The sequence below is a fragment of the Mycobacterium sp. 20KCMC460 genome (assembly GCF_022179425.1).
Taxonomy (GTDB): Bacteria; Actinomycetota; Actinomycetes; order Mycobacteriales; family Mycobacteriaceae; genus Mycobacterium; species Mycobacterium kiyosense.
Genome location: NZ_AP025524.1, coordinates 3,189,226 through 3,214,180, shown reverse-complemented (window position 1 = coordinate 3,214,180; position 24,955 = coordinate 3,189,226). Strand labels below are relative to the sequence as shown.

The following is a 24,955-nucleotide window of genomic DNA, read 5'->3' as shown; positions in this document are numbered from 1 at the left end:
CCCCGGCTATGACCCACCCACCGCCCCACCCGCGGGCGACCGAACAGGACCTGACCGCCAAGGCACGCATCCGTAACACCGCCCTGGACATGTACGCCCAGTACGGCGCGGACCGGGTCTCCTTACGCGCAGTCGCTGCCGAGGCCGGCGTCACGCTCGGGCTCGTCCAGCATCACTTCAAGACCAAAGCGGGCCTGCGCGATGCGGTCGACCAGCTCGTGGTGGACCATTTCGCGCTGGCCATCGCCGAAGTCTCCGCGCACGACGACCCTGCGGAGTTGGCGGCCGCGCGTGACGAAGCGGTGCGACGCATGCTGATCGCCAATCCGGTTGTGGTGAGCTACATCCGGCGTTCGGTGCTCGAATCTTCTGCTGACCGTATGCATCTGCTGGATGTGCTGGTCGACCTCACCCGCAGCGAGGTCGTGGGCTTGCGGGAAGCGGGTCTGGCATCCACCCGGCGCCGGGAGGCGACGCAGGTCGTCGCCGTGTTGGTGCGGCAACTGGGCGAGTTGCTGCTGCAGCCGCTGGTCGATGCCACATGGGAGCGGGTCGCGCGTCGCGGCGACGGTCCAACGCCGCAGTTGTCGGTGACCCTCCGGGAAACCTGAGCGTCAGCGACGTGCCACCAACCACGCTGTTCCGTCGCCCTCGCCGGCCGCCAGCAGGTCCAGTTCGGCGAATGCGGCGGTCAGTTCACCCGGCCTGGCCCGGAATGGCCCCGGCGCGGCGTCCACCTCGCTGAGGGTGGCGATCGCCAGCACACCTCCCGGCGCCAGTCGATCGATCAGCGCCCGGTCCAGGCGGCTATCGCGAAACCTGTGGCACAGGATCAGCTGGACGGGTTCGCCGGGTGGCAGACCGTCGTCGAGGTCGACGACGTCGAATCGGCAGCGGTCGCCAACGTTGTTGTGCTGAGCCAGCTCTCGCGCCAGGCCGATGGCGACCGCGGAGATATCCAGTCCCCAGACGTACAGCCCCCGGCGGGCCAGCCACACCGAGTCCTGGCCGCGGCCGCAAGCCAGGTCCAGCGCCTGCCCGGCGGTCGGCAGCAGGTTCATATGGGGGGCAAGGAAACCCGGCGCCTGGGGAAGCTCGTCCGGTACCGGGTCGAGCCGCGTATAGCGCTCGTCCCACCGGCGCCGGTCTTGTTCGGCCATCGGGGTGCTGCTCGAGCTAAGGGCGCAGCGACACGGAATCCGCTGACTCCGAGGGTGCCGGATCGCCGAAGCGCCGCGCGATTGCGCGCATGGGATCTGCTGTGGCGCCGGGGAATCCGCGGTAGGGGGACTTCCGCCGCAGGTACCAGCGCACCAGCGGAGCGGCGAGCCGCAACGGGAACCGCAGCCAGCCCACCTTGGCACGCGTCTCGGCCAGCAGCTGCGGTAACGAATGATGTTGGAATGCAAGAACTTTCTGAGCAGGTTCGGTGTCGATCCAGTCGGTGGCGTACCAGGACAGGTCGTCGTCGGGATCACCGGGCCGCCCGGGCGGGATGGCGCCGGGCAGACCCATGGCCGCGGCGTATTCCACACCGATTCTGGCCTGGGTGATCCGGTGGGTGCGGTCGCCGCCGATCAGGAAGACCTCGCGGACCCGGTCGGTACGGGTCGCAGCGCTGAACGCGTGCGCGACGTCGCGCACGTCGACGGTGTGAATCCTTCCGTCGCAAGGCAATACCGCCTCGAAGAACACCAGGTCGCGGTCGATCTCGAAGCGCGGCTGCGCGGTGAGCACCCCGCCGAGGCGCAACACCACCCAGTCCAGGTCCGACGAGGTCACGCACTGCTCAGCCAAAGCCTTGTGTTGGCCATAGAGGTCGGTGGGATGCAGCGGGGTCGACGCGGTTAACAACGAGTCGCCGCGGTGGGGATTGCGCGCACCGTAGACCGCGATGCTGGATGCCTGCACGAATCGGGGCGGCGTCGGCATCTGTTCGGCGGCCCTGACCAAGGTCGCGGTGGCCGCCACGTTGACGGCGTATGCGAGCTGCCGACGCGCGTAACAGAACGGCGGGATGATCGCGGCCAGATGGATGACGACGGTGGGGGCGGCCGTCTCGAGCAGTGCCTTAACGTCCGACGGTGAAGTGAGGTCGGCCCAGCTGACCTGCACCGACGGATGCGCAGTGAGTTCCCGCGCGCGTTTGCGGTGCGCGGGCGCGTCGAGGTCGGTGGCAACGACGCTGCGGCCTTCGCCGGCCAACTGGGCCACCACCGCGGACCCGACGAGTCCGAACGCTCCGGTCACCAGCACACGATCGTCGGCCACGTCCGATCCCTCCCGCAAATTTCTGGACAGCTGTCTGTTATCTTCTCGCGACGCTATCGGCATTGTCGCCATCCGGCAAGGTTGGCCAGGGTCGCCGATTGCTTACCTGACGTGGTTCTGGCCTGATCAGAACGTATTTGTCGGCTAGTTGTGGCTGACAGTCGTCCTTTCCTACACTGGACGGGTGTCTAGAGACGCGGCGCTGCCGACGACCGGTCATGTCGGCGCCGCGGGCCAAGGAGCGGCAGCTCGCCGGTCGGATCGGCGGCCGGGGCAGACGATTCGCAAAGTCCTCGACGCCGGCCTGGAGGAATTGCGGGAATCCTCGTATGCCGACCTGACGATGCGCGCGGTGGCGCAGCGCGCGGGTGTGTCACCGGCCAGCGCCTATACCTACTTTTCGTCGAAAAGCGCTCTGGTTGCGGCGGTCTACCTGCGGTTGTTGCGTGAGCTGCCGCTGCACACCGACGTCAACGACACCACCAAGACGCGGGTGAGCGCGACCATGCGGGACATGGCGCTGGTGGTTGCCGACGAGCCCGAACTCACCGCCGGCTGCGGAGCGGCCCTGATGGCCGACGACCCCGCCGTTGCGCCGTTGCGTCAACAGATCGCCGAGGAGGTATCGCGGCGGATCGGTGCCGCGCTGGGGCCCGGTTGGCCGCGTTCGGTGAAGTCCACGCTGCAGATGACTTTCGCGGGCGCGCTGATGACCGCCCGCTTCCTCACCTACCAGGAGGTCGCCGGTCAACTCGACGAAGCGGTCAATCTCATCCTGGGCGCATCGGTCGCCTGAGGCGTCACACCCCGGGCCGCTAGGGGTCGTCCTCGGGTTTGGGGTCGGGTTGCAGTGGTCGTTCGGGGTGGTGCATGCAGTTGGTGCGGGGTTGGCCGTGGTCGAGGTGTTCGGGGGGATCCATTCGGTGAGGCCGTGGGCGTTGCGGCGGGTGATGTAGTTGCGCAGTTCGACCAAGCGGTTGTCGGGTCCGCAGGCCAGGGTGAGTTCGTCGATGTGGGTGCGTTGTGTGGCGAACCAGCCTTCGAGGTGGTGGACCTGGGTCCAGTAGCCGGGCACGGTGCAGCCCGGTTTGGTGCAGCCGCGGTCTTGCCCAGCAGGACCAGGCGTTGTTCGGGGGTGGCCAGGCGTTTGCCGTGGTAGAGGGCCAGGGTTTTGTCGTGGTCGAAGACGGCCAGGTAGTGGTGCGCGCGGGCGGCCAGGCCGATCACGTCGGTCATGGGCAGCAGGGTGCCACCGGCGGTCAGGGCGCGGCCGGCGCCGGCTTCGAGTTCGGCCAGGGTGGTGGTCACGATGAGGGTGGTGGGCAGGCCGTGGTGTTGGCCGAGTGTGCCGGACTGCAGCAGGACGCGCAGGGCGCCCATCAGGGCGTCGTGGGTGCGCTGCTCGGCGGTGCGGGTGTCGCGGTCCACGGCGTCTTGGGCGGCGCGCCCGTCGAGGATGGGGTGGTCGTCGTCGGGGTTGGCCATGCCGGGGGCGGCGAGTTTGGCCAGCACCGGTTCGACGGTGGCGCGGCATTGGGGGGTCAGCCAGCCGCTGATCTTGGTCATTCCGTCGGGTTGCTGGGCGGCCCAGGGTGATGCCGCGTTTGCGGGTGTGTTCGGGTTCGTCGGGCCTAAAGTCGCCGTCGGGTTTGAGGCAGTCTTTGTAGACCTGGGCGTAGTCGGCGAGTTGGTCGGGGCGATACCCCCCGGCGATCAACGCCAGTTTGGCTTCGGCTTCGGCGCGGGCAGGCGCATCGACGGTGTCGGGCAGCTTGTTGAAGAACCCCTGAATGATGTTGACGTGCTCGGCCCCGATCAGCCCGTCGCGTTGGGCGGCCGCGGTCTGGGGCAGCGCCGGGCCCAGCGGCTGGCCGGTGATCGCCCGGCGCGGCCCCAGATCGGCGGCCTGGGTGATGCGTTGGTTGGCGTCACTTTTGTTGATCCGCAACCGATTCGACAACGCCTGGGCCAGGGTGCCGCACAGCTCAGCATTGGTGGCCGCCGCGAGAGTTGGTTGATCACCGCATGCCCGGGCACCGCCAGCTTGCGCACGATGCGTTCCACCCGGTCGATCACACCCAGCAGCTCCGCAGTGGTCGAGGCCTCAAAGCTCAACTCACACAAGCGATCCGCCTCGCCATCGAGCCCCCATCGAGCCCGTCGAGCACCGCGGCGATCTCCCCACACGTGCTCGACGACATACCCGAATTCTACGAAGACCCACCGACAACAACCGCCCCTGCAAGGTCGGGACGGACTGCCGCGCGTTACACCGGGGTCAGGGGCAACGACTTGCGCGGCTGAAAGACGAACGTCGACCCGCCACTGAACTTGGTGACCGCGACCTCGGAGAATTCCTTTGCCGCCGTGTCGGTTTCGATCACAATCGCGGTCCAGTCCGTCGGCGTGCCGCTGACTTCGACGCTCAGATGCGGGTCGACCGCGGCCACGATCGCCTGCAACGGCTCGATGGAGCTTGGCGAGACCAGCGCCGGCCACGCGTCGTCCTCGTGGGCCGGTGACGGGTGCAGGTGCATCCGGTCGGCTTCGAAGTCAGCCGACACATACGCGGCGGGATTGAACAACGGGTGCAATTCCAGCACCCGGACCGCACCCTCGACGCCGGCCGGCAGGTCCAGCGCCCGGTGGATCCGCTCGGCCGCCAGGCCCGCCACCCCGATCAGCTGCTTGGTGGCTATCGAGCGGGTGAGCTCCGCGTCGTCGCCGGCGTGCTCGTTCACCGCGAGGACGAACGAGAGGTGCAGCAGGTGCATCTGCAGGCACACCTCGTCGGCGAGGCGCACCAGCGCCGAATGCGAGAACGCGCCGAAATCGAAGTCGGACACCAGCGGGCCGGAGTAGTCGGACTGCCCCGGCTCGGTTTCGTCGATGTCGTCCAGTTCAGTCGTGGCGGCCCGGGTCCGGCCGACGATGTCGAGGGCGGGGATGAAACCGACCTCCGGGTGGGAGTCGTCGATGATCACCGTCCAGGCGCAGTGCGGGTTGCGGTCGGAGGGTACCCGGGGCGGCCGGTGAATCGGCCGGACCTGGGCCTTGCGGTTGGTGGCCAGTGCGGTGGCGTCGAACGTGGGGTCCTCGATGTCGTGGCACATGCCACGCACGTACTCTTCGCCCATCGGTTCCACATCCAGCAGTGCCCCGCAGTGGTCGAGGTGGAACTCGCCGTGCCAGCGATCGTGCACGGTGTAGCGAAAGTCCATGAACTGCGGTGGAGCACCGATGTCGAGCTGCAGGCCTTTGAAGATGGTGACCACGTCGTCGCCCTCGAAGCGCAGCGCGCGCTGCATGCGTTTGGTGTACAGCGGGCTGGCGCCGGCCCATTCGTCGATGGCGATCTGCAACATGGCCGGCCGGCCGAATTGCTGGATGCACCAGGCCATTCCGGAGCGGTCGATCATCTGGCCGATCAACAGCAGCTCCGGTACCAGGGTGGCGAGCTGGTCCCGGCTGAGGCCGGCGTACCTGCTGGTCATGGAAGGTCCTCCGAGTGGCGACACCGTCGCGGCGCACGGCTCAAGCGGGCTGCCAATGCCGTCGATTATGGACACGTGTCTGGTTTCGTCTTGAACTTTAGTCCTTCGTCCAGCCTCGGGCAAGGACGCCATACCGCAAGCAAGAACGGTCTCGACAGCTCGAGTTCATGACGCGGGATTGGTCTCTCGAGAGGAGATAACGATCGGCAAACCGGACAATGCTGGACAGGTGTCCATCGCCGCTGGCGGGTCGGCCGGCTCGACGGATGTCCAGGAGCCCATCCCTCTCGAGTACAGCGGCGGGTTCGCCGCACCGCAATCAGTTGATCCGCTCCCCCGCGTCGGCGATCCTCGACACAACGTCGTGGGCAAAGGAGGGCCGGCCGTGGCTGGTGTGGGACAGATCGCGCTCAACAGTGCACCGATCCTCGGTGGCGTCATGCTGGCCGTGGCGGCCGGCCAATTCCGCGGCCCGGACTTTCGCGGCCTGATCAAACAGGACATGGACCTGCTCGACCGCCTCCCCCCGGAGGCGACCCGAAGACGAGCCGAACTTCAGCGCACCATCGACGCCCGCATCGACGACCTGGTGGAGGCGACGGACCGGGGCCGTCGACTGCGTCAGGCCGCGGCGACGTATCAGGGCAACTGGCGCGACGTCGTGCTGCTGATCTGCGTACTGCTGTTCACGGTCATCTGGTGGGACGTCAACCACAGTCGTGCCAATTGGCTGCCGACCTTCGTCCTGCTGATCGTGCTGTCGGTGGTAACGGCCGTTTACGCCCTGCGCGGAGCGGTGCACGCCGCATCGGCATTCCTGCACCGGCGACAGCAACCACACCCATAACTTCCCTAACTTACGTATTTTTGCAACAAAGGATTGCCCACCGCTCGGCGCGGTGCCAGTCTGGCTACATGACTGAAGCCGAATCCTTCGTCGACCAGGCCGTGGTGGGTCTCGCCGAGCCGCAACCTATGTACAAGGCGCTGCGGGAGTCGGCGCCGGTGTTCCGGTCGCCGCAGGCGGTGGTGCTCAGCCGGCTGTCGGATATCGAGATGGCACTCAAGCGCACCGACCTGTTCTCGTCGAACATGGACGCGGTGGATCTCGGCAACCTGCGGCCGCTGATCCCGCTGCAGATCGACCCGCCCGACCATGCCAAGTACCGGCGCGTCCTCGACCCGCTGTTCACCCCGCGCGAGATGGCCCGCCGGGAACCTCAGGTGAGCGCGCTGGTCAACGAGATGATCGACGCCTTCGCCGAGCGCGGCGCGTGCGATTTCCACGCCGAGTTCGCGGTGCCGTTGCCGTGCACGGTGTTCCTGCAGCTGTTAGGTCTGCCGCTGGAAGACCTGGACAAGTTCCTGGAGTGGAAGGACGGCGTCATCCGCCCGGAGGGCAGCACCGACTGGGATGATCGGCATTCGGCCTCGGCCCCGGTGGCCCAGCAGATTTACGAGTATTTCGACCGCGCGATCGACGACCACATCGCGAACCCCCGCGACGACGTGCTGTCCGCGCTGATCGCGACGCACTTCAAGGGCGAGGACGCAGCGGCCCAGGAGAAGCTGTCCCGCGAGGAGTTGCTCGACATCTGCTTTCTGTTCCTGATCGCCGGGCTGGACACGGTCACCGATTCGCTGGACTGCTTTTTCGTCTATCTGGCGCGCCACCCGGAGCACCGCCACCAGCTCGTCGAGCAGCCGGACATCCTGCCGCATGCGGTCGAGGAGTTGTTGCGTTGGGAGACACCGGTTCCCGGGGTGGTGCGGATAGCGATGCAGGACGTCGAGGTCGGGGGCTGTCCGATCAGCAAGGGCGAGCGGGTCAGCCCCTTGCTGGGCGCCGCCAACACCGACCCGGCCGAATTCCCCGACCCCGAACTGGTGGACTTCGCTCGCAGCCCGAACCGTCACCGGGCGTTCGGCGGCGGCCCGCACCGCTGCCTCGGATCCCACCTGGCCCGGATGGAGCTGCGGGTGGCACTACGCGAATTCCACCGGCGCATACCGGATTACGAGATTCCACCCGGCACCGAACTGAAGAACACTGCCGCGCTGCGCTCGGTGGAGGCGCTGCCGCTGACCTTCGCCCCGACGCAGCGATGAAGCACGTCACCGTCGACCCCGACCGGTGTGTGGGCCACGGCCGCTGCTACTCACTGGCGCCCGACGTTTACGACTGCGACGACCTCGGCCACTCCGTCGTGCTCGTCGCCCAAGTGTCCGGCGAACTCGAGCAACACGCGCTCACAGGAGCCCGGGATTGTCCGGAGGACGCGATCACCGTGACGTAAGGCTCGGTACGCTGACGCAAACCACAGGAGGGACGTCCGCACATGGAGCCAAACGCGCTCGATCCGGTAGCCAGCGAACGCTTGTCGCACGCGTCGAAGTCGTGGACGTCGGACTTGTCGATCAACGAGTTCGCGCTGCTGCACGGCGCCGGGTTCGAACCGATCGAGTTGGTGATGGGGGTTTCGGTCTATCACGTCGGCTACCAGTTCACCGGCATGCGCCAGCAGCAGGAACTGGGCGTGCTCACCGAGGCGACCTATCGGGCGCGCTGGAACGCGATGGCGCGTATGCAGGCCGAAGCCGACGCCCTGCACGCCGACGGAATCGTCGGGGTGCGGCTCAATTGGCGCCATCACGGCGAGGGCGGCGAGCACCTGGAGTTCATGGCGGTGGGCACCGCGGTCCGTTACACCGAGAAGCCGGGCGCCTTCCGTCGCCCCAACGGGCAGGCGTTCACCAGTCACCTGTCCGGTCAGGACATGGTGACGCTGCTGCGCTCCGGGCACACCCCGGTGGCATTCGTGATGGGCAACTGCGTATTTCACATCGCCGTGCAGGGTTTCATGCAGACGCTCAAGCAGATGGGCCGCAACATGGAAATGCCGCAGTGGACGCAGGGCAACTATCAGGCGCGTGAGCTGGCGATGTCGCGTATGCAGACCGAGGCGGAGCGCGACGGCGGCACCGGCGTTGTCGGCGTGCACTTCGCCGTTTCGAACTACGCGTGGGGTCACCACACCGTGGAGTTCTACACCGCGGGAACAGCGGTGCGGCGCACCGGAACCGGTGAGACCATCAAACCCACCTTCGTGCTGCCGATGGACAACTGATGCTCGAATTCGATCCCGACCGCGTCAGTCGAACCATCGCCGGCGCGCTGTCGGGGCCCGGCGGTGTGGCGCTGGTGGTCCGGATTTTCGCCGGCCTCCCCGGCGTGGTGCACACGCCGGCCAAGCGCGGATTCTTCTCCTCCAATCCGGAGCGCATCCAGATCGGCGACTGGCGCTACGAAGTGGCCCGCGACGGCCGGCTGCGGGCCGGGCACATCGTCAACGGCATCGTGATCGCCGAGGACACCCTGCTGGCCGACGCCGTCGGACCGCACATCGCCCGCGCGCTCGGCCAGATCGTGGCCCGCTACGGCGCCCCCGTCATCCCGAATGTCAACGCAGCCGTCGAGGCGCTGGCGACCGGCACCGGCAACTGGTCTTAATCCTCCGCAGCGGCGCTGCGCTGCACCCGATCGCTGCACACCAGCAGCTCCTTGAGCGCATCGGGAAACGCGTCGGCCATCCCCCACAATTCCGGCAACAGGTCGGGGCAGGAGATGATGCCGATGCCCAGCGCCCCGTTGAGCGACATCACGGTGATGTTGAGTCCCGCACCGCCGAGCAGCGGACCCAGCGGGTACATCGACTCGAGTCCGCAACCCAGGAAATACAACTTGTCCTGCGGCCCGGGCACGTTCGACAAGATCATGTTGTAAACGGGACTGGTACTCAACGGAATTCGCGGCAGGATGCGCATCGCCGCGCCGAACATCGTCTGCCCACCGAACTCGGTCCAGTCGTGCAGCAGGCTGGGCCCCATGGCCGCGGTGTGCTCCTTGGCGGCGGCGTTGCCCGCCGCAATGGCGTGGAGGCGCTCGACGGGGTCGCTGATGTGAATGGCCAGCCGGCAGAACATCCACGTGGTCTGGTTGCGCCCGGGCCGGTCGGATTTGTCGCGCACCGACACCGGCACAGTTGCCACCAGCGGCGTATCCGGCAGCGCGTCGCGTTCGAGCAGGTATCGCCGCAACACCCCGGCACACAGCGCCACCACCACGTCGTTGACCGTCACCCCGAACGCGTTCTTGACCCGTTTGACGTCGCGCATGTCGAGTTGGGTGTAGGCGACGTTGCGCTGCCGCGTCAGCGGACCGTTGAACGGAGTCGTGGGCGCACTGAACGGAGCCGCCATGGTACGGCCGTCCCGGGCGCGCAACGCCGTCTGAGCCAGGGTCACCAGTGTCGCGGGCACCACGGTCGCCAGGCGCAGCGGCCGTTTCACGACGTTCAGCAACCCGGTTGCCGCGATCCGCAGGGTGCTCGCCCGCCCCGCACCGGTGACCGGTTCGGGCACCGGCGCGTCGGGCTGCCGGCCGCACAGCTGGGCCAGCAGGTTTGCCCCGGCCACCCCGTCGACCACCGCGTGATGCACCTTGAGCAGCACCGTCAGGCAATGCTCCCGAGCCCCTCCCTCGATCACCCACATCTCCCACAGCGGGTGGTCGCGGTCCAGCGGCAGTGCCGCGATATGCCCGCAGATCTCGGCCAGTTCACGGCGGCCGCCCGGCGCGGGCACGGCGACGCGGTGCAGGTGGCGCCGCAACTTGAAGTCTTCGTCGTCGACCCACACCGGATGGTCGGGGTTGAATTGGCTGTCGGCGAGTTTCATCCGGAACTCCGGGACAGCCCGGACGTGTTGGGCGAGCAGGGCCCGTAGCCGGCCGTAGTTGTAGCCACCCGGCATGGTCGACGAGTCCAATTCCAGCACGCAGCACACATTCAACGGCTGCGTCGGCGTCTCCATGTAGAGAAAAAATGCGTCTATTCCGCTTAAACGTTCCATTGGCCGCCTACCTGAGTTGTTGGCGTGCAAGGTGTTTCGAAATCAGGATCCCCGGCTCCCCGTCGAGCGCAAAATCCCCCGGTACCTCATTACCCGCCTGCTCATGCGGGTAAACCTGGAATGCATCGGGTTCGCATAGCCGAGCCGCAGCCGATCAACCGCCGATCAGCGCGTGCAACTCGGCCACCGACCACGGGTCGCTGTCGTGGTGGTCGCGGTAGCCCAGCAACTTCGGGGTCGGCCGGTCGTAGCGTCCGACGAAACCGCCTGCGGCAACCAGGATTTGACCGGTGACGTCGCGGGCCAGGTCGCTGGCCAGGTAGGCGTAGACCGGTGCCACGTACTCCGCGGGCGCGGCGTCCAGCGATGCGCGCATCGTCAGCTCGTCGAGCAATCCACGCCGATGCAGATCCGCGATGTGCCGCTCATACTCCGGCCCGGTGGACAGCCGCGTCTTGGCTCCGGGGCACACCACATTGGCCCGCACCCCGTCGGCCTTGAGCTCCGCGGCGATCGCCATCGTCAACGCGTTGACGGCGCCCTTGCCAGCGGGATAGCCGGTGCCGCCGTAGTCGCCGAGAAACGCCGCCGAACCGGTGTTGATGATCGCGCCGTGACCCTGCGCCACCATGACCGGCGCGGCCAGGCGGCAGGTGTGGAACACCGTACCCAGATGCGATCCGATCAGGTGGTCGAACTCCTGCGTCGTGATCCGCAATATCGACGACCGCGGCGGTTCGGCGATCCCAGCGCAGTTGACCAGGATGTCGAGCCGCCCGAATCCGTTCGCGCACTCCCCGATCAGCGCCGCCGCGACGCGCTCGTCGTCGGCCGCGCCGATCACCGCACTGGCCTGCCCCCCGGCGTTCGTCAGCGCGGCAACGGTTCCCTGCACCACCTCCGGGTCTCGGCCGTTGACCACAACGAAAGCGCCCAGGCCGCAAAGCAACTCAGCAACGGCCCGTCCGATGCCGCGGCTGCCGCCGACGACCACCGCACCTCGACCCGCCAGCAACCGGTCACCGCTCATGGCAATTCCTCCGCAGCCTCGCGAACCCCAAACACATTCGGAACCCAGCGGATCAAGCGGTGACGGGCTCGAGTTCGGCTTCGTCTGCGGCCGAGCGCCGCGGCCACCACAGCCAACGGTCCAGCACCACCATCATGGCGGGCAGCACGAACGCGCGCATCACCAGCGCGTTGAGCAGCAGGCCGACGCCGACGGTGAAGCCGATCTGCGCCACGTTCAACACCCGGCTCGCCGAGAGCGCGATCGTGGCGATGCCTACGACGATGCCGCCGGCGGTCACCACGCCGCCGGTGGCGGCATAGGCCCGGATCAGGCTGGTGCGCATCCCGGCGGCCAGTCCCTCCCGGATCCGCAGCGCGAACAGCAGATTACCGCCGGACGCCACGCCGATCATCGACACGAACGCGATCGGCGGGACCGACCAGTGCAATTCGTGGTGCAGCAGCCGATGCCAGAACAGCACGCTGGCGCCCAGGGCGCAGACATAGGACGCCGCGATGGTGCCCAGCACGACCAGTCCCGCGATCGGGCTGCGCAGCAGCGCCGCGGAGATGACCAGGATGACGCCGAGGGTGAGCACCGCCAACAGCGCCAAGTCGCCGCCGATGATGTCTTGCAGGTCGCGAGTGACCGGCCCGACGCCGGTCAGTTCCACGGTGGCCGGTTTGAGCGCACCGTCTTTCGTCGCATCGGCGACCGCGGCGGAGATCGCGCGTGCCCGGATCGCCCCCTCGTCGCCCCACTCGTGGCCGTTTCCGTAGACGTAGAGGCGCGTCGCATGCCCGTTCTGGGAGAAGAATTCGTCCAGCGCGGGCCGCATGGTCGGGTCGATCAGAATCGTCCGGGACGCGTAGAGGTTGACGCCGGGGCTGCCCTGCGAGACCGACATCAGACTGTGCAGGTAGGCCGGCAGCTCCTGGGTGGGTACCGGACGGACGTTGTTCAGCACCTCGCGCAGGCCCGAACCCCTGGCCCGGATCTCGGCCATCTGCCCACCGGCGGCGCTGATCACGGCGGCGGCGCCGGCTAGACCGGACGAGGTGGCCGCGTCGGCAACGGCCTTGGCCAGTTGCTCCGCGGCATCGACCAGCTTGGTGGAATCGCTGACGACGGTGGCCGACCACTGGGTTGCCTCTTGGGCGGCCGAACACACCGGCGTCCGGCGGCAATCGGTAATCGTCCGGACGAAGCTGCGCAACGGATCGAAGATTTCGGAGACATCCCCGGACCGGGCACGGATTTTACTGACGGCCTGCTGCGTGATGTGCACCGCCAGGCTCACGCCGCCGATCGCGTAGCTGCCCGCCAACGTGCCCGACTGCATGAGGTCGAGGCCGTTGAACAGGTCGCTCAGCCCGCTGTCGAGGTTTGCAAACGTCGCGTCGCGGGCGGAGAGCCGGTCGGAGAACTCGTCGATGCGGTCACCGACGTTGCCGGCGGTGGCGGTCAACGCGGCCTGCTTGGACACCATCCCCGCGGGGTGGCTGGCCGACTGCACCATCCGCACGCCCGAGATCCCCATGATCGCGCTGGTGACCTGTTCGAGAGCGGTCAACCCCGCGGGAGTGCGGATGTCATGGTCGGTTTCGATGGTGACGACGTCAGGAAACAGTTGATTGGGCGGGAAGTGCCGGTCGACGACGTCGTAGCCGCGCCGGGACTCCGATTTCGCCGATGTCGTCCTGGTTTCGTCCCAACCGATCGGGACGCCGGGCAACGCGATCATCAGAATCAGGATCAGGATGCCGCTGGACACCAGAATGGGCGCCGGCCAGCGCGCCACCTGGGTGCCGACCCGGCGCCAGCGGCGCCGCAGACCTTTGCGTTGCGGCGGTCTGACCAGACCGGCGCGGCTGGCGAGCGCGACCAGAGCCGGCGTCAACGTCAACGCCGACAGGGCGGTCGCGAGAACGCCGATCGCACACAGAATTCCGGTGGACGCGAACATGCTGATCCGAGCCAGGCTCAGCCAGGCCAGCGCCCCCAACGGTGCGACGACGATGAGCGCCGAACCGACGATCGTCGGCGCCACGCCGCGGTAGGCGTCGGCCAGCGCGGCGGCAGGTGCGAAACCTTGCCTCAGCCGTTCGTGGTAGCGCCCGATCAGAAACATCGCGAAGCTGGTGCCGGCGCCGACCGCCACCGCGACGCTGACGGACAGCGAGAACAGCGAGATGCTGATCAGTTCCTTGGACGCCAGGTCGGTCACCACCGGTTTGCACAAGGACAGCGCCACGAAGACCGAAACCAGCGGGACCATAGCGGTGATCAGCGAACGGTAGACGATCAGCAGCAGGATGAGCAGTACCGCGAACGTCATCGCCAAGATCACCTGGGTCTGGCGGTCGATCGCCTCGAACTCGTCCATGACGGTGGCACCGGCGCCGGTGATGTAGACGCGCAGGCCCTCGGGCGGATGCAGCTGTGCGACGATGCCGCGGGCCGCGTTGATCGAATCGACCGCTTCGGTGGTGCCCACCATGCCCGCCAGGCGCATCCGCGCCAGCACTACGTGCTGATCGTCGCTGGTGGCGGCGTCGGCGGTGGCAGGCACCCGCAACCAGTCGGTCAGCTCGAGCACATGCGCGGAGTCCGCGCGCAGGGCCGTGATCAGGTGGTTGTAGAACTCCCGGTCATGGCCGTCGATGATCGCATTTCGCGCCAGGACCAGGTAGGCGATGTTGTCGGTGGGCACTTGGGAGAACGCCGCGGCCGAGCGCTGCACCGCGAGCGCGGTGCTGGTACCCGACGGCACGAACGGTTCGTCCTCGTCGGCCACGACCCGCTCCAGCGGCGGGGTGAGGGCGTTCCCCGCGACGGCGAGCAGAGCCCACACCCCGACGATCAGCAACGCGAAACGGTAGATGAACCGGCTGATCAACGCGTGAACCCCGGCCGCGCCGCGGGTCGGGGTTCCGGCCGCGGCTCATAGCAGTTCAACGAGGTATCACCTTCTCGATCGACGCCGAGACGAACCCCGGCGGAGTCGGCTAATTCAACCATTCTCATCCCGGGATAGACAGTTTTTAACCGACACCGGTCGCCCGCGGTGCTTATCAGGGCGAATCCCCGATTTCCGGCACTTGGTTGTCGTAACGTTCTGACGGGTGCCGAGCTCCGCAACGTCGGCGCTGACGCGCTCACCTGACGCGCGGGCGTCATCGTAAGGGGGCTGGATCAATGCGCAGGCCGGTTGTCGTTGTCGCCATCGGTATTTCGTTGCTGGCGGCCGTCGGCTGCGGCGGCTCCAAGAGCCACCAGTCCGACCAGACGTCGGTACCGAATCGGCCCGCCACGACGTCGCAGTCGCCCCGGTCCGGGGAACCGGTCCCGGCTGCCACCGGGGCCACGGGGGCCACGAGGGCCACCATGACGTTCCGCTACGAAGAGGCCGAAACGCCGGATGCTCAAGCCGGCCGCAAGCTGATGGCGGACGCCAAGGTGCTGGAATCGGTCTCCCAGCACGTCAACGACACCTTGAACCTGCCGCACGACGTGGCGGTGGTGGGGAAGGCGTGCGGCGACAACGACTTCTGGGATCCCAACACCAACGAAGTGCTGCTGTGCTACGAGGACATCGCGCACAGTGAGCAGCGCTTCGCCAATGCCGGCAACCCGGATGCGGTACAGGCTGCCGTCGACGCAAAGATCTCCGCCTTCTACCACGAACTCGGTCACGCCACCCTGGCGATCTACGACCTGGCTTTCACCGGGCGCGAGGAGGACGTGGCCGATCAGCTGTCCGCCTTCGAACTGTTGGCCCCCGGCGCGGACAACCTGCCCTACCCCAACGGTGTGCGCATCGCGATGAACACCGCGCAGGACTGGAAGCTGAGTGCCAGAGAAGCCGGCGATGCCAACGAATTGCCGTTCTGGGACGGACATCCGATGGACATCACCCGGATGTACAACTGGGAGTGCTGGATCTACGGATCGGATCCGACGGCCAACGCCGGCATTGTGACTTCCGGGGATCTGCCGGAGGACCGGGCCGGCAACTGCGAGGACGAGTTCAACAACATGTCCAGGGCCTGGCACCAGCTGCTAGACCCCCACCTGAAGAAGCCCAGCTGACACCGAGCCGGAGTTCACACAGTATTCAGGCGACGGACGGCGCGCGCTCGTTGACCGCACATGCGCAACGGTTTTCCTCACGGTATGCGGGTGGTTCAGGTCGCCAACTTCTACGGACCCCGGTCCGGTGGGCTGCGCACGGCGGTCGACCGACTCGGCGCCGAGTACTGCGCCGGGGGCCATGAGGTCTTCCTGATCGTCCCGGGCCCGTACCCGCAGCGCAGCCAGCTGGATACCGGTGTTGTGCGAATCATGTTGCCCGCCAAGCTGCTTCCGCTCACAGGCGGCTACCGGGCAATCATGCCCGGCCCGGTTCGCGCGCTGCTGGCCGCACTGCGCCCGGACGCGCTGGAGGTTTCCGACCGGCTCACCCTGCGCTCGCTCGGCCAATGGGGCCGCGCACACGGAGCCACCACCGTGATGATCTCGCATGAACGTCTGGATCGCCTTGCCGGACAGGTGCTTCCGCGCCGAACCGCGCGGCTGGTCGCCGACTTCGCGAATCGGCGCACCGCAGCGGACTACGACACCGTGGTGTGCACAACGGATTTCGCGCGGGAAGAGTTCGACCGCATCGGCGCGGCCAATGTCGTGACCGTCCCGCTGGGCGTCGACCTCGGCACGTTCCATCCGCGGCACCGATGTGCGGTGCTGCGTCAGCGCTTCGCCACACCCGAGCAGCTGCTGCTGGTGCATTGCGGCCGGTTGTCGGTGGAGAAGCGGGTCGACCGCAGCATCGACGCCCTCGGCGCGCTGCGTGACGCCGGTGTGGACGCCCGACTGGTCGTCGTCGGCGCGGGCCCGCTGCAGGCCAGGCTGCAGCGTCAGGCCGCCGGGCTCCCGGTCGAGTTCACCGGTTTCGTCGCCGAGCGGCGTACCGTCGCCGCGCTGCTGGCATCGGCCGACGTCACGCTGGCGCCCGGGCCGCATGAAACGTTCGGCCTGGCCGCGCTGGAATCGCTGGCGTGCGGCACGCCGGCCGTGGTGTCGAGCACCTCGGCACTGTCGGAGATCGTGACCGGCGACAGCGGTGCGGTGGCCGACAACGATCCGGCGGCCATCGCAGCGGCGGTCACCGACGTGATCAGCCGGCCCGAACAGCTTCGTCGCGGCTGCGCGCGGCATCGCGCCGAGATGTTCACCTGGCACCGCGCGGCGGCCGGGATGCTCGACACCTTCGCCGGCGCGGCAGCGCAGCAACCTCGCCGGGTCAGCGGCTTTTAGCGAGCCACGCTGCAGGATTCGATCAGCGCCGGCCCGTAGGTGGCGGCGCCGCACTCGCACTCCCAGCGCACGTGGGCGCCACAGGAGCAGGCCACGGTGTCGACGGTCATGTGGCCGGGCAACAACCAGTGACCGCGGGCGCAGCGGCGCGGCGGCCGGTCCGCCCAATGCCCACGCGACGCGTGGCATCGTTCGCCGACATCAAGACTCACGCCGACCACGGTCGCATCCGGTGCACCGGGAATCCAGCCCGGTGCCCGAATCGTGACTCTTCGTTGCGATTCGTTGACCGTGTCGTTGTGCGGCCACCGGCGGCAACCAGTGTGCGAACAGTCAAGGGCGCGCAGCCGATCGCGGCCAGTACAGATAAACCAGCGCACCAAGCAACAGCAGCAGCACGACGAGCGCGGGCGCGGTCTGCGCGATGGGAGGCAACCCGACGATCGGGTGACGGTAACCGGGTTGTGGCGCAACGGTTTCGCGAGCCGAGGACTCGAACACCACCGGCAGCGATCCAGATGTCAAGGCAGTGGCGAGCCGGCGAGCGGTTGCCTGAGTGAAAGGCGGGTCACCGCCGCTCAACTGCGTACGACCGCCGGGTATCGCCTCGTTGAGCACCGGAGCGCTGAGCACTCGGGTATCCAATGTGAATGCGATCTGGGTGCCGACGTGAGCGGCCGTGTAGTCGGCCCACACGGCCGTCGCCTTGGAGTTGAACTGCAGGTTGACGAGGTAACCGCTGCCACCCTGGACAGCGTCGGCGTCTTGGATGCCCGCACCGTCGATGATCGACGGCCCGAGCAGGTACGCGGCCTTGGCGTCGGTGGCGCAGGTGATGAGTGGCAGCTGCGGGTCGTCGTTGCCGGCCAGCACGTCGGGGCCGCCGCACCGGGTGGCCTGAAACTGTAGAGCAACCATCTGGAGGTAGGAGCTGTCGCTCTGCCGCCACTTCTTCTCCTGGGCGATGCGCTGGGCGAGGTCCTGGCGCGGGTCGGACGGCACCGCCGATTCGGTTGACTCGGGGGGCGTTGCCCCACCTGCGGGCGCCGGCGGTGCCCCCGGCGCAACGGACGGGGCCGGCTGTTCCGGCACCGAGCTGATGACCGGACGCAGGTCCAGCCGGGCCGTCTGGACCAGCGCGTCGATGTCGCCCGCGCGGTCACTGGGCACAGTGACCACGATGTTGTCGCCGTTGACGGCCACCTGTATGTCCGGGATACCGATTCTGTTGGCCCGGGCCCGGATCACCTGTTGCGCCTGAGTCAGCACTTGGGCGGTCGGCCGCGCAGCGTCGACGGTGCGGGCGGTGAGGGTGACCCGGGTGCCGCCGGCCTGCTGGATGCGCGACCCGGAGTGCACGTTTGCAGTGAACACCTGGAAGATCAGGTAGCCCAGCACGAGCACCGTCAGGGCAAGCACCGGATACCTGGCAACCCGGGTCCAGGTTGGTCGCCGCCCCGGCTGGTGCAACCCGGCGGGTTGGGTATGTGCCGACTGCCCCGGCATCGTCATCGACGAACCTCCTCAATGCCGGAGTCAGCGTACTTCGGCAATAGCCTCGTCGAGCAAGTCACCGATGCGATGCCGTTGCCACAGGTTCAGCAGGTTCACCAGCATTTGCAGCGGTGCGCGCACATCCTCGTGCTCACTGATGCGGGGGTCGAAACGATCCGGCGGCACATCGGTACCGAATCGTTTGCCGAGCAACGCCGGTACGTCGAGCAACCACGCGACACCCATCACTGCGGCATAGCGCAACGTGTGCCGGCGCAGCCGGTCCGGGTCCAGGGCCGGTCCGCCGCTGTGGCGGACTTGGTCGGTGAACAATTCCAGCAGCGCGTCGAGATGGTCGCTCCACAAATCGGTTTCGGCCCCCGACATGGCCCCCCAGATCGCCATGCCCAGGTTCATCTGGCTCACACAGCCCCAGTCGAGTAATCCACACCGCAGCACGCCGTCGCTCTCTCGCCAGAACCAGGCGTTGTCCACATTGGCGTTCCAGTGGCACAGCGCGACATAGTCGGTGTCGCGGGCCAATTGGCGCAGAATGAGGTCCTCGTGCAGCGCAACGCGTGGCACGTCGCGGCGCAGCCGGTCCAGAAAGTCCGGATCCGCCACTGGCAGCAGACCCGGCCAGGTTCCGATGAACTCGGTGAGCCGGCAAAGCTTTCGATCCAGCTGTTCCGCGGTCAGGACGCGCCGCTCGCCCACCGTCGCCGCTCGCACATCGAGCGGAAAGTGCTCGGTCGAATGCTGCGGCAGGAGGCCCGCCCGGTGCGCGCCGGCCAGCCGGCCCAGCGCGGTCAGCAACGCCCGGTAGTGTTCCTCCGGACGCGGCATCCGGTAGTCCAAACACTTCGGATAGTGGCGTTCAATCCCGTTGCTGCCGAACATGATCCGCTCGGTGATCAGTATCCCGGCACCCGTCCGCCGGTGGTAGTCGGCGAAGAGTGCGCGGGGCACCGCGATGGGAAAGCCCGGGGCGCGGGACAGTTCGGCGAACCGCACCTCCGGCTCCATCTGCGTCCTGGCATTGTCGCGGACCGGGTTGTCGAGGTCACGGGAGAACTTGACGAACAACTCGGTATGCAGAGCATCGTCGAGCTTGGCGTATCGAACGGTGAGCGCAACCTTGCGGCCGGTGCTGCCGGCCGCCACCTCCTCGAAACCGGTGAGGTCAACGACCCAGTTGTCCGCCGGCAACGTCTCGGCAGAACGCAACAGGTCCGTCAGCAGCTGCGCCCCGCCGGCGCGCAATCCGTCGGGATCCACCGGAAACGCGCGTCCAGACGCGTCACCGACAACCGCCGGTACCCCCTCGCCTGTCACCAGGTCTGCTCGGCGGCGCGCACCAGCATCTGGTTGACCGCCATCCGCCGATCGCGAGTCACCATGTACTGCACGGCATCGGCGATGTCCTCCGGAGCCAGCTTGATCATCCCGGCGGTTTGTCGCTCGAATGCCTCGCGGGACGGTGCGGCCAGATGGGTGAAGATCTCGGTGTCGACGGTCCCCGGCCCTACCACCCCGACGCGCACCCGGCTGGCGATCATCTCCTGACGCAGCCCCTCGCTGAATGCGTTGACCCCGAACTTGGTCAGCGAGTAGACCGCTGTGCCCGGCCGCGCGACCCAACCGGCCGTCGAACTGATGTTGACCAGGTCGGCGACTCCGCGCGGCGAATCAGCCGCCGCCGCAACAAGATGCGGAAGGGCGGCGCGGGTGACGTAGAGGACACCGGCGACGTTGACCGACACCATGTCCTCCCAGTCGCGCAGCGGCGCCGTGGCCGCAGGTCCCGATTGCATCAGTCCGGCATTGTTCACCACGATGTCGAGGCGGCCGAACTCGCCGACGACCTGATCGACCGCTGCAGCCACCTGCTCGGCGTCGGTAACGTCGGCGGGCACCGATATCGCGGTACCGCCGGCGGACTCGATCTCGGCTCGCACCGCCGCCAGCCGGTCGGCGCGCCGCGCCAGCAGCGCTACCGCAGCCCCTTGGGCGGCAAGGGCTTTGGCCACCGCCGCGCCGATACCACTGCTGGCGCCGGTCACCAACGCTGCGGTGCGGTCCAGCGGCGCCGTCATGGACGGGCCACCGTCAGTGCCGACATGCTCTCGCCGCCAGCGCGTTCAAGGCTTGCTGCGTCCCGACCGGCTGAGCCGCCATTCCGGCGGGAAGTTCAGGTCGTTGTCCTTGACCACGTTGTTGAGGCCCTTCTCGAAGGTGCCCGCGGTCAGGTCGACCTCCTCGGCGTCGTTGGCGATCATCGGCAGCATGCCCTCGACCATGCCGGTGAGCAGGCTGCCGAAGTACTCGCCCTTGTGCTGCTTGTACAGCTCGAGGAAGGTCTTCTGCACTGCGACGGTGTCGGTCGGGCGGGAGCGGGAACAGGCCAGGGCGTATTTCTGCGTCTCGGCTTCCAGCTTGTCCCGGGGTACCACACTGTTGATGAAGCCGCAGTCGTACATCTCCTTCGCACTGAACGGCCGTCCGGTGAAAAGCATTTCGGAGAACTTGCGCAACCCCATGGTCTCGGCCCACCACCACAGCCGCGGACCCCAGCCCACGTACCGGAACGCCGGATGGCCGAACAGCGCGTCGTCGGAGGAGACCACCAGGTCGGCGTCACCTGCTTGGTAAAAGTGCCATCCGTAGCAGTACCCCTTGGCCTCGATGATGCTGATCTTGCGCAGTTCCTGCAGTGGCCGGTTTCCGGCCCGGGCCTTGGCGTAGAAGTCGGTGACGGTGGACAGGTAGCGGTAGGAGCCGCCCGGCGGGTACTTGACGTCGTCGTCGTTGATCGCCACCTCGTGCAGCAGTGGCATGCCGGGGTTCTCCAGCATTCCGCGCTGTTCGGGCAGATCACCGCCGCTGCCGAAATCCTCACCCTCGCCGCGGATCACCACGACCTTCACCTCGTCGTCGACGTTGCACTTGTGGATCAGATCGGCATAGTGCTGCCGCATCCCCAGCGTGGTGGAGTTCTGCGCTTCGGGACGGTCGAAGGTGATGTAGGCGATCCGGTTCTTGACGTCTTTTTCGAACTTGATGTACTGCTCTGCTTCCTTCTTCATCTCTTCGTAGTCGTACTCGGGCATGTGACTCTCCTCTACTTGAGCAAGCTGCCCGCGTCGACGGGAAGCGAAACGCCGGTGACATAACGAGATTCGTCAGAGGCGAGGAATAGGACGGCATTGCTGATGTCGACGGCGTCCACCCAGGGCACCGGCAACGTATGCATCAGCTGCGAAGCCGGGGCGAGGTCGTCGGGCCCGGGATTTGGCAGGTCGGGACGGAACAGGCGATAGGTGCGGTCGTTCATCACCATCGGGGTGCTGACCTGGGTCGGCATCACCGCGTTCACCCGGATCATGTGCTGTCCCAATTCGACGGCGAAGCTGCGCATCAGTCCCACCACACCGTGTTTGGCGGCAACGTAATGGCCGGTGTGCGCGAGTGCCTTGAGCCCGCCCACCGAGCTGGTCAGCACGACCGAACCGCCACGGCCACCCGAGATCAGATGCGGCACAGCGGATTTCACCGTTTTCCAGACCCCGGACATATTGACGTCGATCATGTCCTGCCAGGTCTTCTCGCCGATCTTGTGCAGCTTGTTGCCCACGGTGCCGATGCCCGCGTTGGCCACCACGATGTCGAGGCGGCCCAGTCGGGCAACACCGTCGTCGACAACGGACTTCAGCGCGTCGTAGTCGCGGACGTCGACCTGCGCGGTCACGACGTAACGATCCAGGGCCCCGACGAGTTCGGCGGTTTCGGCGAGATCGGCCGGCGTCGACGGCTCGTAGGTCAGGTTGTCGATCGGGCCGCAGATGTCGATCGCGATGATGTCGGCACCCTCCTGCGCGAACCGCACGGCGTGACTGCGGCCCTGCCCGCGCGCGGCGCCGGTGATGAACGCGACCTTTCCCGCTACTCGGTCTCCCATCACGGCACCAGAGCGGGCATGGACTCCCAGCCGCGCACAGTCGAGGTGGGACTGAGCCGGACGCCGGCTAGGTCGACGTCAGTACTCGTCGTCACGAAAACTCCTCTGCCACCGTCGTTTCCAACACTCAAGCCGCTCGAAACAGCTTGCACAATTTGTACGCTCCGCTTAATCGATTGTTTCTTTCACCGACGACCCCGTGGCTACTGGCAAGGTCACCGACGCCTGTATCTCTATACTCGTAGAGAACCATACGACTCTTGCCGTGACAAGGCCCGGATGACACGGCGGCGCTTGGAACCCGCCCGCTCAGCCACGCTCTTTGGCCCTGCTGCGGGCGGCGGGGCGCGGGGCGCCGACACCGGTGAGTCGGCCCTTGTCCGGACTTTTCAGAATGCCCCGGGCGATGGCGGCCAGGATCCCGTCGAGTTGCTCTGCACTGTCGACGATTCGGTCGCCGTGGGCAAAGCGCAACAGCAGCCCGTTGATGAACGTCAGCGTCACATTGCTCAGATCCTCGACGACGCCGGGCTCCAATTGCGCGCCGTGCGGCATGAGCTGAACCAGGATTTCGCGGTGCAGCTTGGTAAACGCGTCGGTGCCGTGCGCGAGGGTGGCGGCCAGCTGCGGATCGCGGGCCGCCTGCATCGTCAGCTCGTACCTGGCGCGGGTCCGGGACAGCTCGGGTTCGCAACCGCTGCGGATCACCACCTGCGACAGCAGCGACGGTGAGCCATCCGCCCTGCTGCCGGCGGGATCGTCGGCAACCGATTGAAGGTTTGCCAGGTCCAACTCGGCCAGCCGTTCCGCCGCGGCCAGCAGCAGCGCCGAACGGGTTCGGAAGTAGAAGGACGTCGTCCCGTCCGGAACGCCGGCTTTGCGGTCGACCTTGAGATGGCTCAAACCCTTGGCGCCGTCGTCGGCCAACAACTGAATCGCCGTGTCGCATAGCTCGCGACGGCGCTCGGCCGGGTTGGGCTTGCGGCGCTTATCCATCGGTCAGGAGGCTGGCTGGTCGCACGGGCTTACTCTACATTAGTAGAGCGGTTGCGACCGAGCCTCCGGGGTCGGGCAGCGCCCGGGATGGCGATCCGCGGCGGGTTCAGGGACGGCGGGCGAAAGCCGGGGCATGCTCGGGTAGCACCCCAACCCCGATGAAGTAGGCCGGCACCACTGAAAGCCACGGCAACCGGTCGATCACTCGGAAGAGCGTGGCCGGCGGGGCCGGGTCCCGGCCGCGCAACAGCGGACCGAGCAGCCCCCGGTGCAGGATCCGCTGCACGAATTGCGTTACCGCGGTGGGAAATACGCGTCGGCGCCGGACCGCCGCCAGGTCACGGCCGCTCAGTCGGTGTTCCAGCAGCGGTCGGGCCAGTATTCTCGCGGCGGCGACGGCATCCTGCACCGCGAGGTTGATGCCCACCCCGCCCAGCGGCGACATCGCGTGCGCGGCGTCGCCGATACACAACAAGCCGTCACAGTGCCAGCGGCGCAAGCGATTCACCCGCACGTCGAGGTGTTTCACCTCATCCATCGATGCCAGTGCACCGACCGAGTCCGCGGCTTCGGGCACCAGCGCGGCGACCTCGCGGCGGAAGGCCTCGATGCCCCGCGCCCGCAGCTGCGCATCGGAGCCTTTGGCGCCGATGTAGGCGATCTGGTAATAGCCCTCGCGCGGAATCACACCGAGCGCCTTGCCCGGGGCGCTGCGTGGCAGAAACGAGAATTCGGTGTCGTCGTGGCGCGGCAGCCTGAACCACCACACATCGAATTTGACGGGGTAGTCGTGGGCCCGCAGCCCGGCCGCCTGCCGCGCGACCGACCAGCGGCCATCGCAGGCGACGGTGAGGTCGGCGCGCAGCTCGCCGGGTCCGTCGGCGCTCCGGTAGCGGACCCCGCGGACCCGCTCACCGTCTCGGACCAGCCCGGTGACCTCGGTGTTCATCCGCAGGGTGAAGGTGGGTTCGGCGCCGGCGGCCGCGGCGAGCAGATTGAGCAGATCCCACTGCGGCACCATCGCAATGAACGGATGTGGTTGGTGGCGTAGCCGTTCGAAGTCGATGTAGGTGACCGCGCGACCGTTCGACTCGAAGGCCGCTTTGCGTACTTCGGTGAACGGCAAGCCCGAAAAGCGCTCCCACAGACCGAGTTCGTCGAGGAGTCGCATGGTCGAGCAGTGGACGGTGTCGCCGCGAAAGTCGCGCAGGAAGTCGCCGTGCTTCTCCAACAGCGTTACGTCAACCCCGGCGCGGGCCAATAACAGCCCCAGCACCATCCCTGCCGGACCGCCCCCGATGATCGCGCACGTCGCCATTGGCGCAAGCATAGGTGTGCCCCACCAGCTCCCTGGTGAAGCCACGTACGTCTACGACCAGTACACCGTCGAGCCGTGTCCTGCTCCCCTGTGCGCCACTCGGGGACGCTTGTCATAACCTGACAAACGCAATGTTGCTGCTGCATCGAATACCGCGGTCGATGCGCCCCACCGGGCATCGGAGG

At 67.3% G+C, this 24,955-nt stretch carries 23 protein-coding genes and 1 pseudogene; 9 read left to right on the top strand and 15 right to left on the bottom strand.

Features of this window, described 5'->3' with window-relative positions; translation table 11 throughout:
• Positions 1-8: 8 nt before the first annotated feature.
• Complete coding sequence (locus MKCMC460_RS14850; protein WP_236983698.1) at positions 9-611, top strand: TetR/AcrR family transcriptional regulator; 603 nt, start codon at positions 9-11, stop codon at positions 609-611.
• Between the two features lie 3 nt (positions 612-614).
• Here the strand turns inward: MKCMC460_RS14850 and MKCMC460_RS14845 are convergent, their stop codons facing one another.
• The gene (locus MKCMC460_RS14845) at positions 615-1,160 is read right to left on the bottom strand and encodes a bifunctional 2-polyprenyl-6-hydroxyphenol methylase/3-demethylubiquinol 3-O-methyltransferase UbiG (protein ID WP_238304484.1); all 546 of its coding nucleotides are present in this window, start codon (positions 1,158-1,160) and stop codon (positions 615-617) included.
• A gap of 16 nt (positions 1,161-1,176) precedes the next feature.
• A complete protein-coding gene (locus MKCMC460_RS14840; RefSeq protein ID WP_236983699.1) occupies positions 1,177-2,271 on the bottom strand; it encodes an NAD(P)-dependent oxidoreductase in 1,095 nt (364 codons plus the stop codon).
• A 184-nt stretch (positions 2,272-2,455) separates the two neighbouring features.
• On the opposite strand from MKCMC460_RS14840, the gene MKCMC460_RS14835 reads away from it, so the two are divergent.
• Positions 2,456-3,067: a TetR/AcrR family transcriptional regulator gene (locus MKCMC460_RS14835; protein ID WP_370652819.1), complete on the top strand. Its 612-nt coding sequence runs from the start codon at positions 2,456-2,458 to the stop codon at positions 3,065-3,067.
• 19 nt (positions 3,068-3,086) lie between these two features.
• Here the strand turns inward: MKCMC460_RS14835 and MKCMC460_RS14830 are convergent.
• Positions 3,087-4,458 (bottom strand): annotated as a pseudogene (locus tag MKCMC460_RS14830) (HNH endonuclease signature motif containing protein).
• An 80-nt stretch (positions 4,459-4,538) separates the two neighbouring features.
• Positions 4,539-5,765, bottom strand: a complete 1,227-nt coding sequence (locus tag MKCMC460_RS14825; protein ID WP_238304482.1) for a hypothetical protein — start codon at positions 5,763-5,765, stop codon at positions 4,539-4,541.
• 439 nt (positions 5,766-6,204) lie between these two features.
• Between MKCMC460_RS14825 and MKCMC460_RS14820 the strand changes: the two genes are divergently transcribed.
• The 5 genes from MKCMC460_RS14820 to MKCMC460_RS14800 all read left to right on the top strand — a co-directional run bounded on the left by MKCMC460_RS14820 (position 6,205) and on the right by MKCMC460_RS14800 (position 9,276).
• The gene (locus MKCMC460_RS14820) at positions 6,205-6,612 is read left to right on the top strand and encodes a hypothetical protein (protein ID WP_236984152.1); all 408 of its coding nucleotides are present in this window, start codon (positions 6,205-6,207) and stop codon (positions 6,610-6,612) included.
• A gap of 68 nt (positions 6,613-6,680) precedes the next feature.
• The gene (locus MKCMC460_RS14815) at positions 6,681-7,874 is read left to right on the top strand and encodes a cytochrome P450 (RefSeq protein WP_238304480.1); all 1,194 of its coding nucleotides are present in this window, start codon (positions 6,681-6,683) and stop codon (positions 7,872-7,874) included.
• Positions 7,871-8,062, top strand: coding sequence for a ferredoxin (locus MKCMC460_RS14810; protein ID WP_236983701.1), 192 nt, complete (start codon positions 7,871-7,873; stop codon positions 8,060-8,062). Before MKCMC460_RS14815 ends, MKCMC460_RS14810 begins: the two co-directional genes overlap by 4 nt.
• Before the next feature lie 42 nt (positions 8,063-8,104).
• Complete coding sequence (locus tag MKCMC460_RS14805) at positions 8,105-8,893, top strand: heavy metal-binding domain-containing protein (RefSeq protein ID WP_236983702.1); 789 nt, start codon at positions 8,105-8,107, stop codon at positions 8,891-8,893.
• Positions 8,893-9,276 (top strand): DUF5073 family protein, encoded by a 384-nt coding sequence (locus tag MKCMC460_RS14800; RefSeq protein ID WP_236983703.1) that lies wholly within the window; start codon positions 8,893-8,895, stop codon positions 9,274-9,276. The genes MKCMC460_RS14805 and MKCMC460_RS14800 overlap by 1 nt, the downstream gene beginning before the upstream one ends.
• Here the strand turns inward: MKCMC460_RS14800 and MKCMC460_RS14795 are convergent.
• The 3 genes from MKCMC460_RS14795 to MKCMC460_RS14785 form a co-directional block, all read right to left on the bottom strand.
• On the bottom strand, positions 9,273-10,676 hold the full coding sequence (locus tag MKCMC460_RS14795; protein WP_236983704.1) for a wax ester/triacylglycerol synthase family O-acyltransferase: 1,404 nt from the start codon (positions 10,674-10,676) through the stop codon (positions 9,273-9,275). The two genes, MKCMC460_RS14800 and MKCMC460_RS14795, sit on opposite strands and share 4 nt — an antisense overlap.
• 154 nt (positions 10,677-10,830) lie before the next feature.
• Positions 10,831-11,706: an SDR family NAD(P)-dependent oxidoreductase gene (locus MKCMC460_RS14790; RefSeq protein ID WP_236983705.1), complete on the bottom strand. Its 876-nt coding sequence runs from the start codon at positions 11,704-11,706 to the stop codon at positions 10,831-10,833.
• A 52-nt stretch (positions 11,707-11,758) separates the two neighbouring features.
• Entirely contained in the window at positions 11,759-14,587 is a 2,829-nt protein-coding gene (locus MKCMC460_RS14785; RefSeq protein ID WP_238304478.1) for an RND family transporter, read from the bottom strand.
• Positions 14,588-15,075: 488 nt separating this feature from the next.
• Between MKCMC460_RS14785 and MKCMC460_RS14780 the strand changes: the two genes are divergently transcribed.
• Entirely contained in the window at positions 15,076-15,780 is a 705-nt protein-coding gene (locus MKCMC460_RS14780) for a DUF4344 domain-containing metallopeptidase (RefSeq protein ID WP_370653175.1), read from the top strand.
• An 84-nt stretch (positions 15,781-15,864) separates the two neighbouring features.
• Positions 15,865-17,004, top strand: a complete 1,140-nt coding sequence (locus MKCMC460_RS14775) for a glycosyltransferase (protein WP_236983708.1) — start codon at positions 15,865-15,867, stop codon at positions 17,002-17,004.
• Here MKCMC460_RS14775 and MKCMC460_RS14770 read toward each other — a convergent pair.
• The 8 genes from MKCMC460_RS14770 to MKCMC460_RS14735 all read right to left on the bottom strand — a co-directional run bounded on the left by MKCMC460_RS14770 (position 17,001) and on the right by MKCMC460_RS14735 (position 24,770).
• Entirely contained in the window at positions 17,001-17,216 is a 216-nt protein-coding gene (locus MKCMC460_RS14770) for a hypothetical protein (RefSeq protein WP_236983709.1), read from the bottom strand. The genes MKCMC460_RS14775 and MKCMC460_RS14770 overlap by 4 nt on opposite strands.
• Positions 17,217-17,337: 121 nt before the next feature.
• Positions 17,338-18,516 (bottom strand): hypothetical protein, encoded by a 1,179-nt coding sequence (locus MKCMC460_RS14765; RefSeq protein WP_236983711.1) that lies wholly within the window; start codon positions 18,514-18,516, stop codon positions 17,338-17,340.
• Positions 18,517-18,540: 24 nt separating this feature from the next.
• A complete protein-coding gene (locus MKCMC460_RS14760) occupies positions 18,541-19,833 on the bottom strand; it encodes a hypothetical protein (RefSeq protein ID WP_238304474.1) in 1,293 nt (430 codons plus the stop codon).
• On the bottom strand, positions 19,830-20,594 hold the full coding sequence (locus MKCMC460_RS14755; protein WP_236983715.1) for an SDR family NAD(P)-dependent oxidoreductase: 765 nt from the start codon (positions 20,592-20,594) through the stop codon (positions 19,830-19,832). The genes MKCMC460_RS14760 and MKCMC460_RS14755 overlap by 4 nt, the downstream gene beginning before the upstream one ends.
• A gap of 45 nt (positions 20,595-20,639) precedes the next feature.
• Positions 20,640-21,608, bottom strand: a complete 969-nt coding sequence (locus MKCMC460_RS14750; RefSeq protein WP_236983717.1) for an enoyl-CoA hydratase/isomerase family protein — start codon at positions 21,606-21,608, stop codon at positions 20,640-20,642.
• Positions 21,609-21,619: 11 nt separating this feature from the next.
• Complete coding sequence (locus MKCMC460_RS14745) at positions 21,620-22,456, bottom strand: mycofactocin-coupled SDR family oxidoreductase (RefSeq protein ID WP_236983719.1); 837 nt, start codon at positions 22,454-22,456, stop codon at positions 21,620-21,622.
• 309 nt (positions 22,457-22,765) lie between these two features.
• A complete protein-coding gene (locus MKCMC460_RS14740; protein ID WP_236983721.1) occupies positions 22,766-23,452 on the bottom strand; it encodes a TetR/AcrR family transcriptional regulator in 687 nt (228 codons plus the stop codon).
• 106 nt (positions 23,453-23,558) lie between these two features.
• Positions 23,559-24,770 carry an FAD-dependent oxidoreductase gene (locus tag MKCMC460_RS14735; RefSeq protein WP_238304472.1) on the bottom strand — a complete coding sequence of 404 codons (1,212 nt, stop codon included), beginning with the start codon at positions 24,768-24,770 and terminating at the stop codon, positions 23,559-23,561.
• Between the last annotated feature and the right edge of the window lie 185 nt (positions 24,771-24,955).

Excerpts from the sequence above, each read along its gene's own strand:
- MKCMC460_RS14800 (WP_236983703.1), top strand. The coding sequence starts at position 8,893 with ATGCTCGAATTCGATCCCGACCGCGTCAGTCGAACCATCGCCGGCGCG.
- MKCMC460_RS14780 (WP_370653175.1), top strand. The coding sequence starts at position 15,076 with ATGACGTTCCGCTACGAAGAGGCCGAAACGCCGGATGCTCAAGCCGGC.
- MKCMC460_RS14745 (WP_236983719.1), bottom strand. The coding sequence starts at position 22,456 with ATGGGAGACCGAGTAGCGGGAAAGGTCGCGTTCATCACCGGCGCCGCG.
- MKCMC460_RS14825 (WP_238304482.1), bottom strand. The coding sequence starts at position 5,765 with ATGACCAGCAGGTACGCCGGCCTCAGCCGGGACCAGCTCGCCACCCTG.
- MKCMC460_RS14775 (WP_236983708.1), top strand. The coding sequence starts at position 15,865 with ATGCGGGTGGTTCAGGTCGCCAACTTCTACGGACCCCGGTCCGGTGGG.
- MKCMC460_RS14735 (WP_238304472.1), bottom strand. The coding sequence starts at position 24,770 with ATGGCGACGTGCGCGATCATCGGGGGCGGTCCGGCAGGGATGGTGCTG.
- MKCMC460_RS14795 (WP_236983704.1), bottom strand. The coding sequence starts at position 10,676 with ATGGAACGTTTAAGCGGAATAGACGCATTTTTTCTCTACATGGAGACG.
- MKCMC460_RS14790 (WP_236983705.1), bottom strand. The coding sequence starts at position 11,706 with ATGAGCGGTGACCGGTTGCTGGCGGGTCGAGGTGCGGTGGTCGTCGGC.
- MKCMC460_RS14750 (WP_236983717.1), bottom strand. The coding sequence starts at position 21,608 with ATGCCCGAGTACGACTACGAAGAGATGAAGAAGGAAGCAGAGCAGTAC.
- MKCMC460_RS14820 (WP_236984152.1), top strand. The coding sequence starts at position 6,205 with ATGCTGGCCGTGGCGGCCGGCCAATTCCGCGGCCCGGACTTTCGCGGC.
- MKCMC460_RS14740 (WP_236983721.1), bottom strand. The coding sequence starts at position 23,452 with ATGGATAAGCGCCGCAAGCCCAACCCGGCCGAGCGCCGTCGCGAGCTA.
- MKCMC460_RS14850 (WP_236983698.1), top strand. The coding sequence starts at position 9 with ATGACCCACCCACCGCCCCACCCGCGGGCGACCGAACAGGACCTGACC.
- MKCMC460_RS14755 (WP_236983715.1), bottom strand. The coding sequence starts at position 20,594 with ATGACGGCGCCGCTGGACCGCACCGCAGCGTTGGTGACCGGCGCCAGC.
- MKCMC460_RS14815 (WP_238304480.1), top strand. The coding sequence starts at position 6,681 with ATGACTGAAGCCGAATCCTTCGTCGACCAGGCCGTGGTGGGTCTCGCC.
- MKCMC460_RS14845 (WP_238304484.1), bottom strand. The coding sequence starts at position 1,160 with ATGGCCGAACAAGACCGGCGCCGGTGGGACGAGCGCTATACGCGGCTC.
- MKCMC460_RS14810 (WP_236983701.1), top strand. The coding sequence starts at position 7,871 with ATGAAGCACGTCACCGTCGACCCCGACCGGTGTGTGGGCCACGGCCGC.
- MKCMC460_RS14765 (WP_236983711.1), bottom strand. The coding sequence starts at position 18,516 with ATGACGATGCCGGGGCAGTCGGCACATACCCAACCCGCCGGGTTGCAC.
- MKCMC460_RS14805 (WP_236983702.1), top strand. The coding sequence starts at position 8,105 with ATGGAGCCAAACGCGCTCGATCCGGTAGCCAGCGAACGCTTGTCGCAC.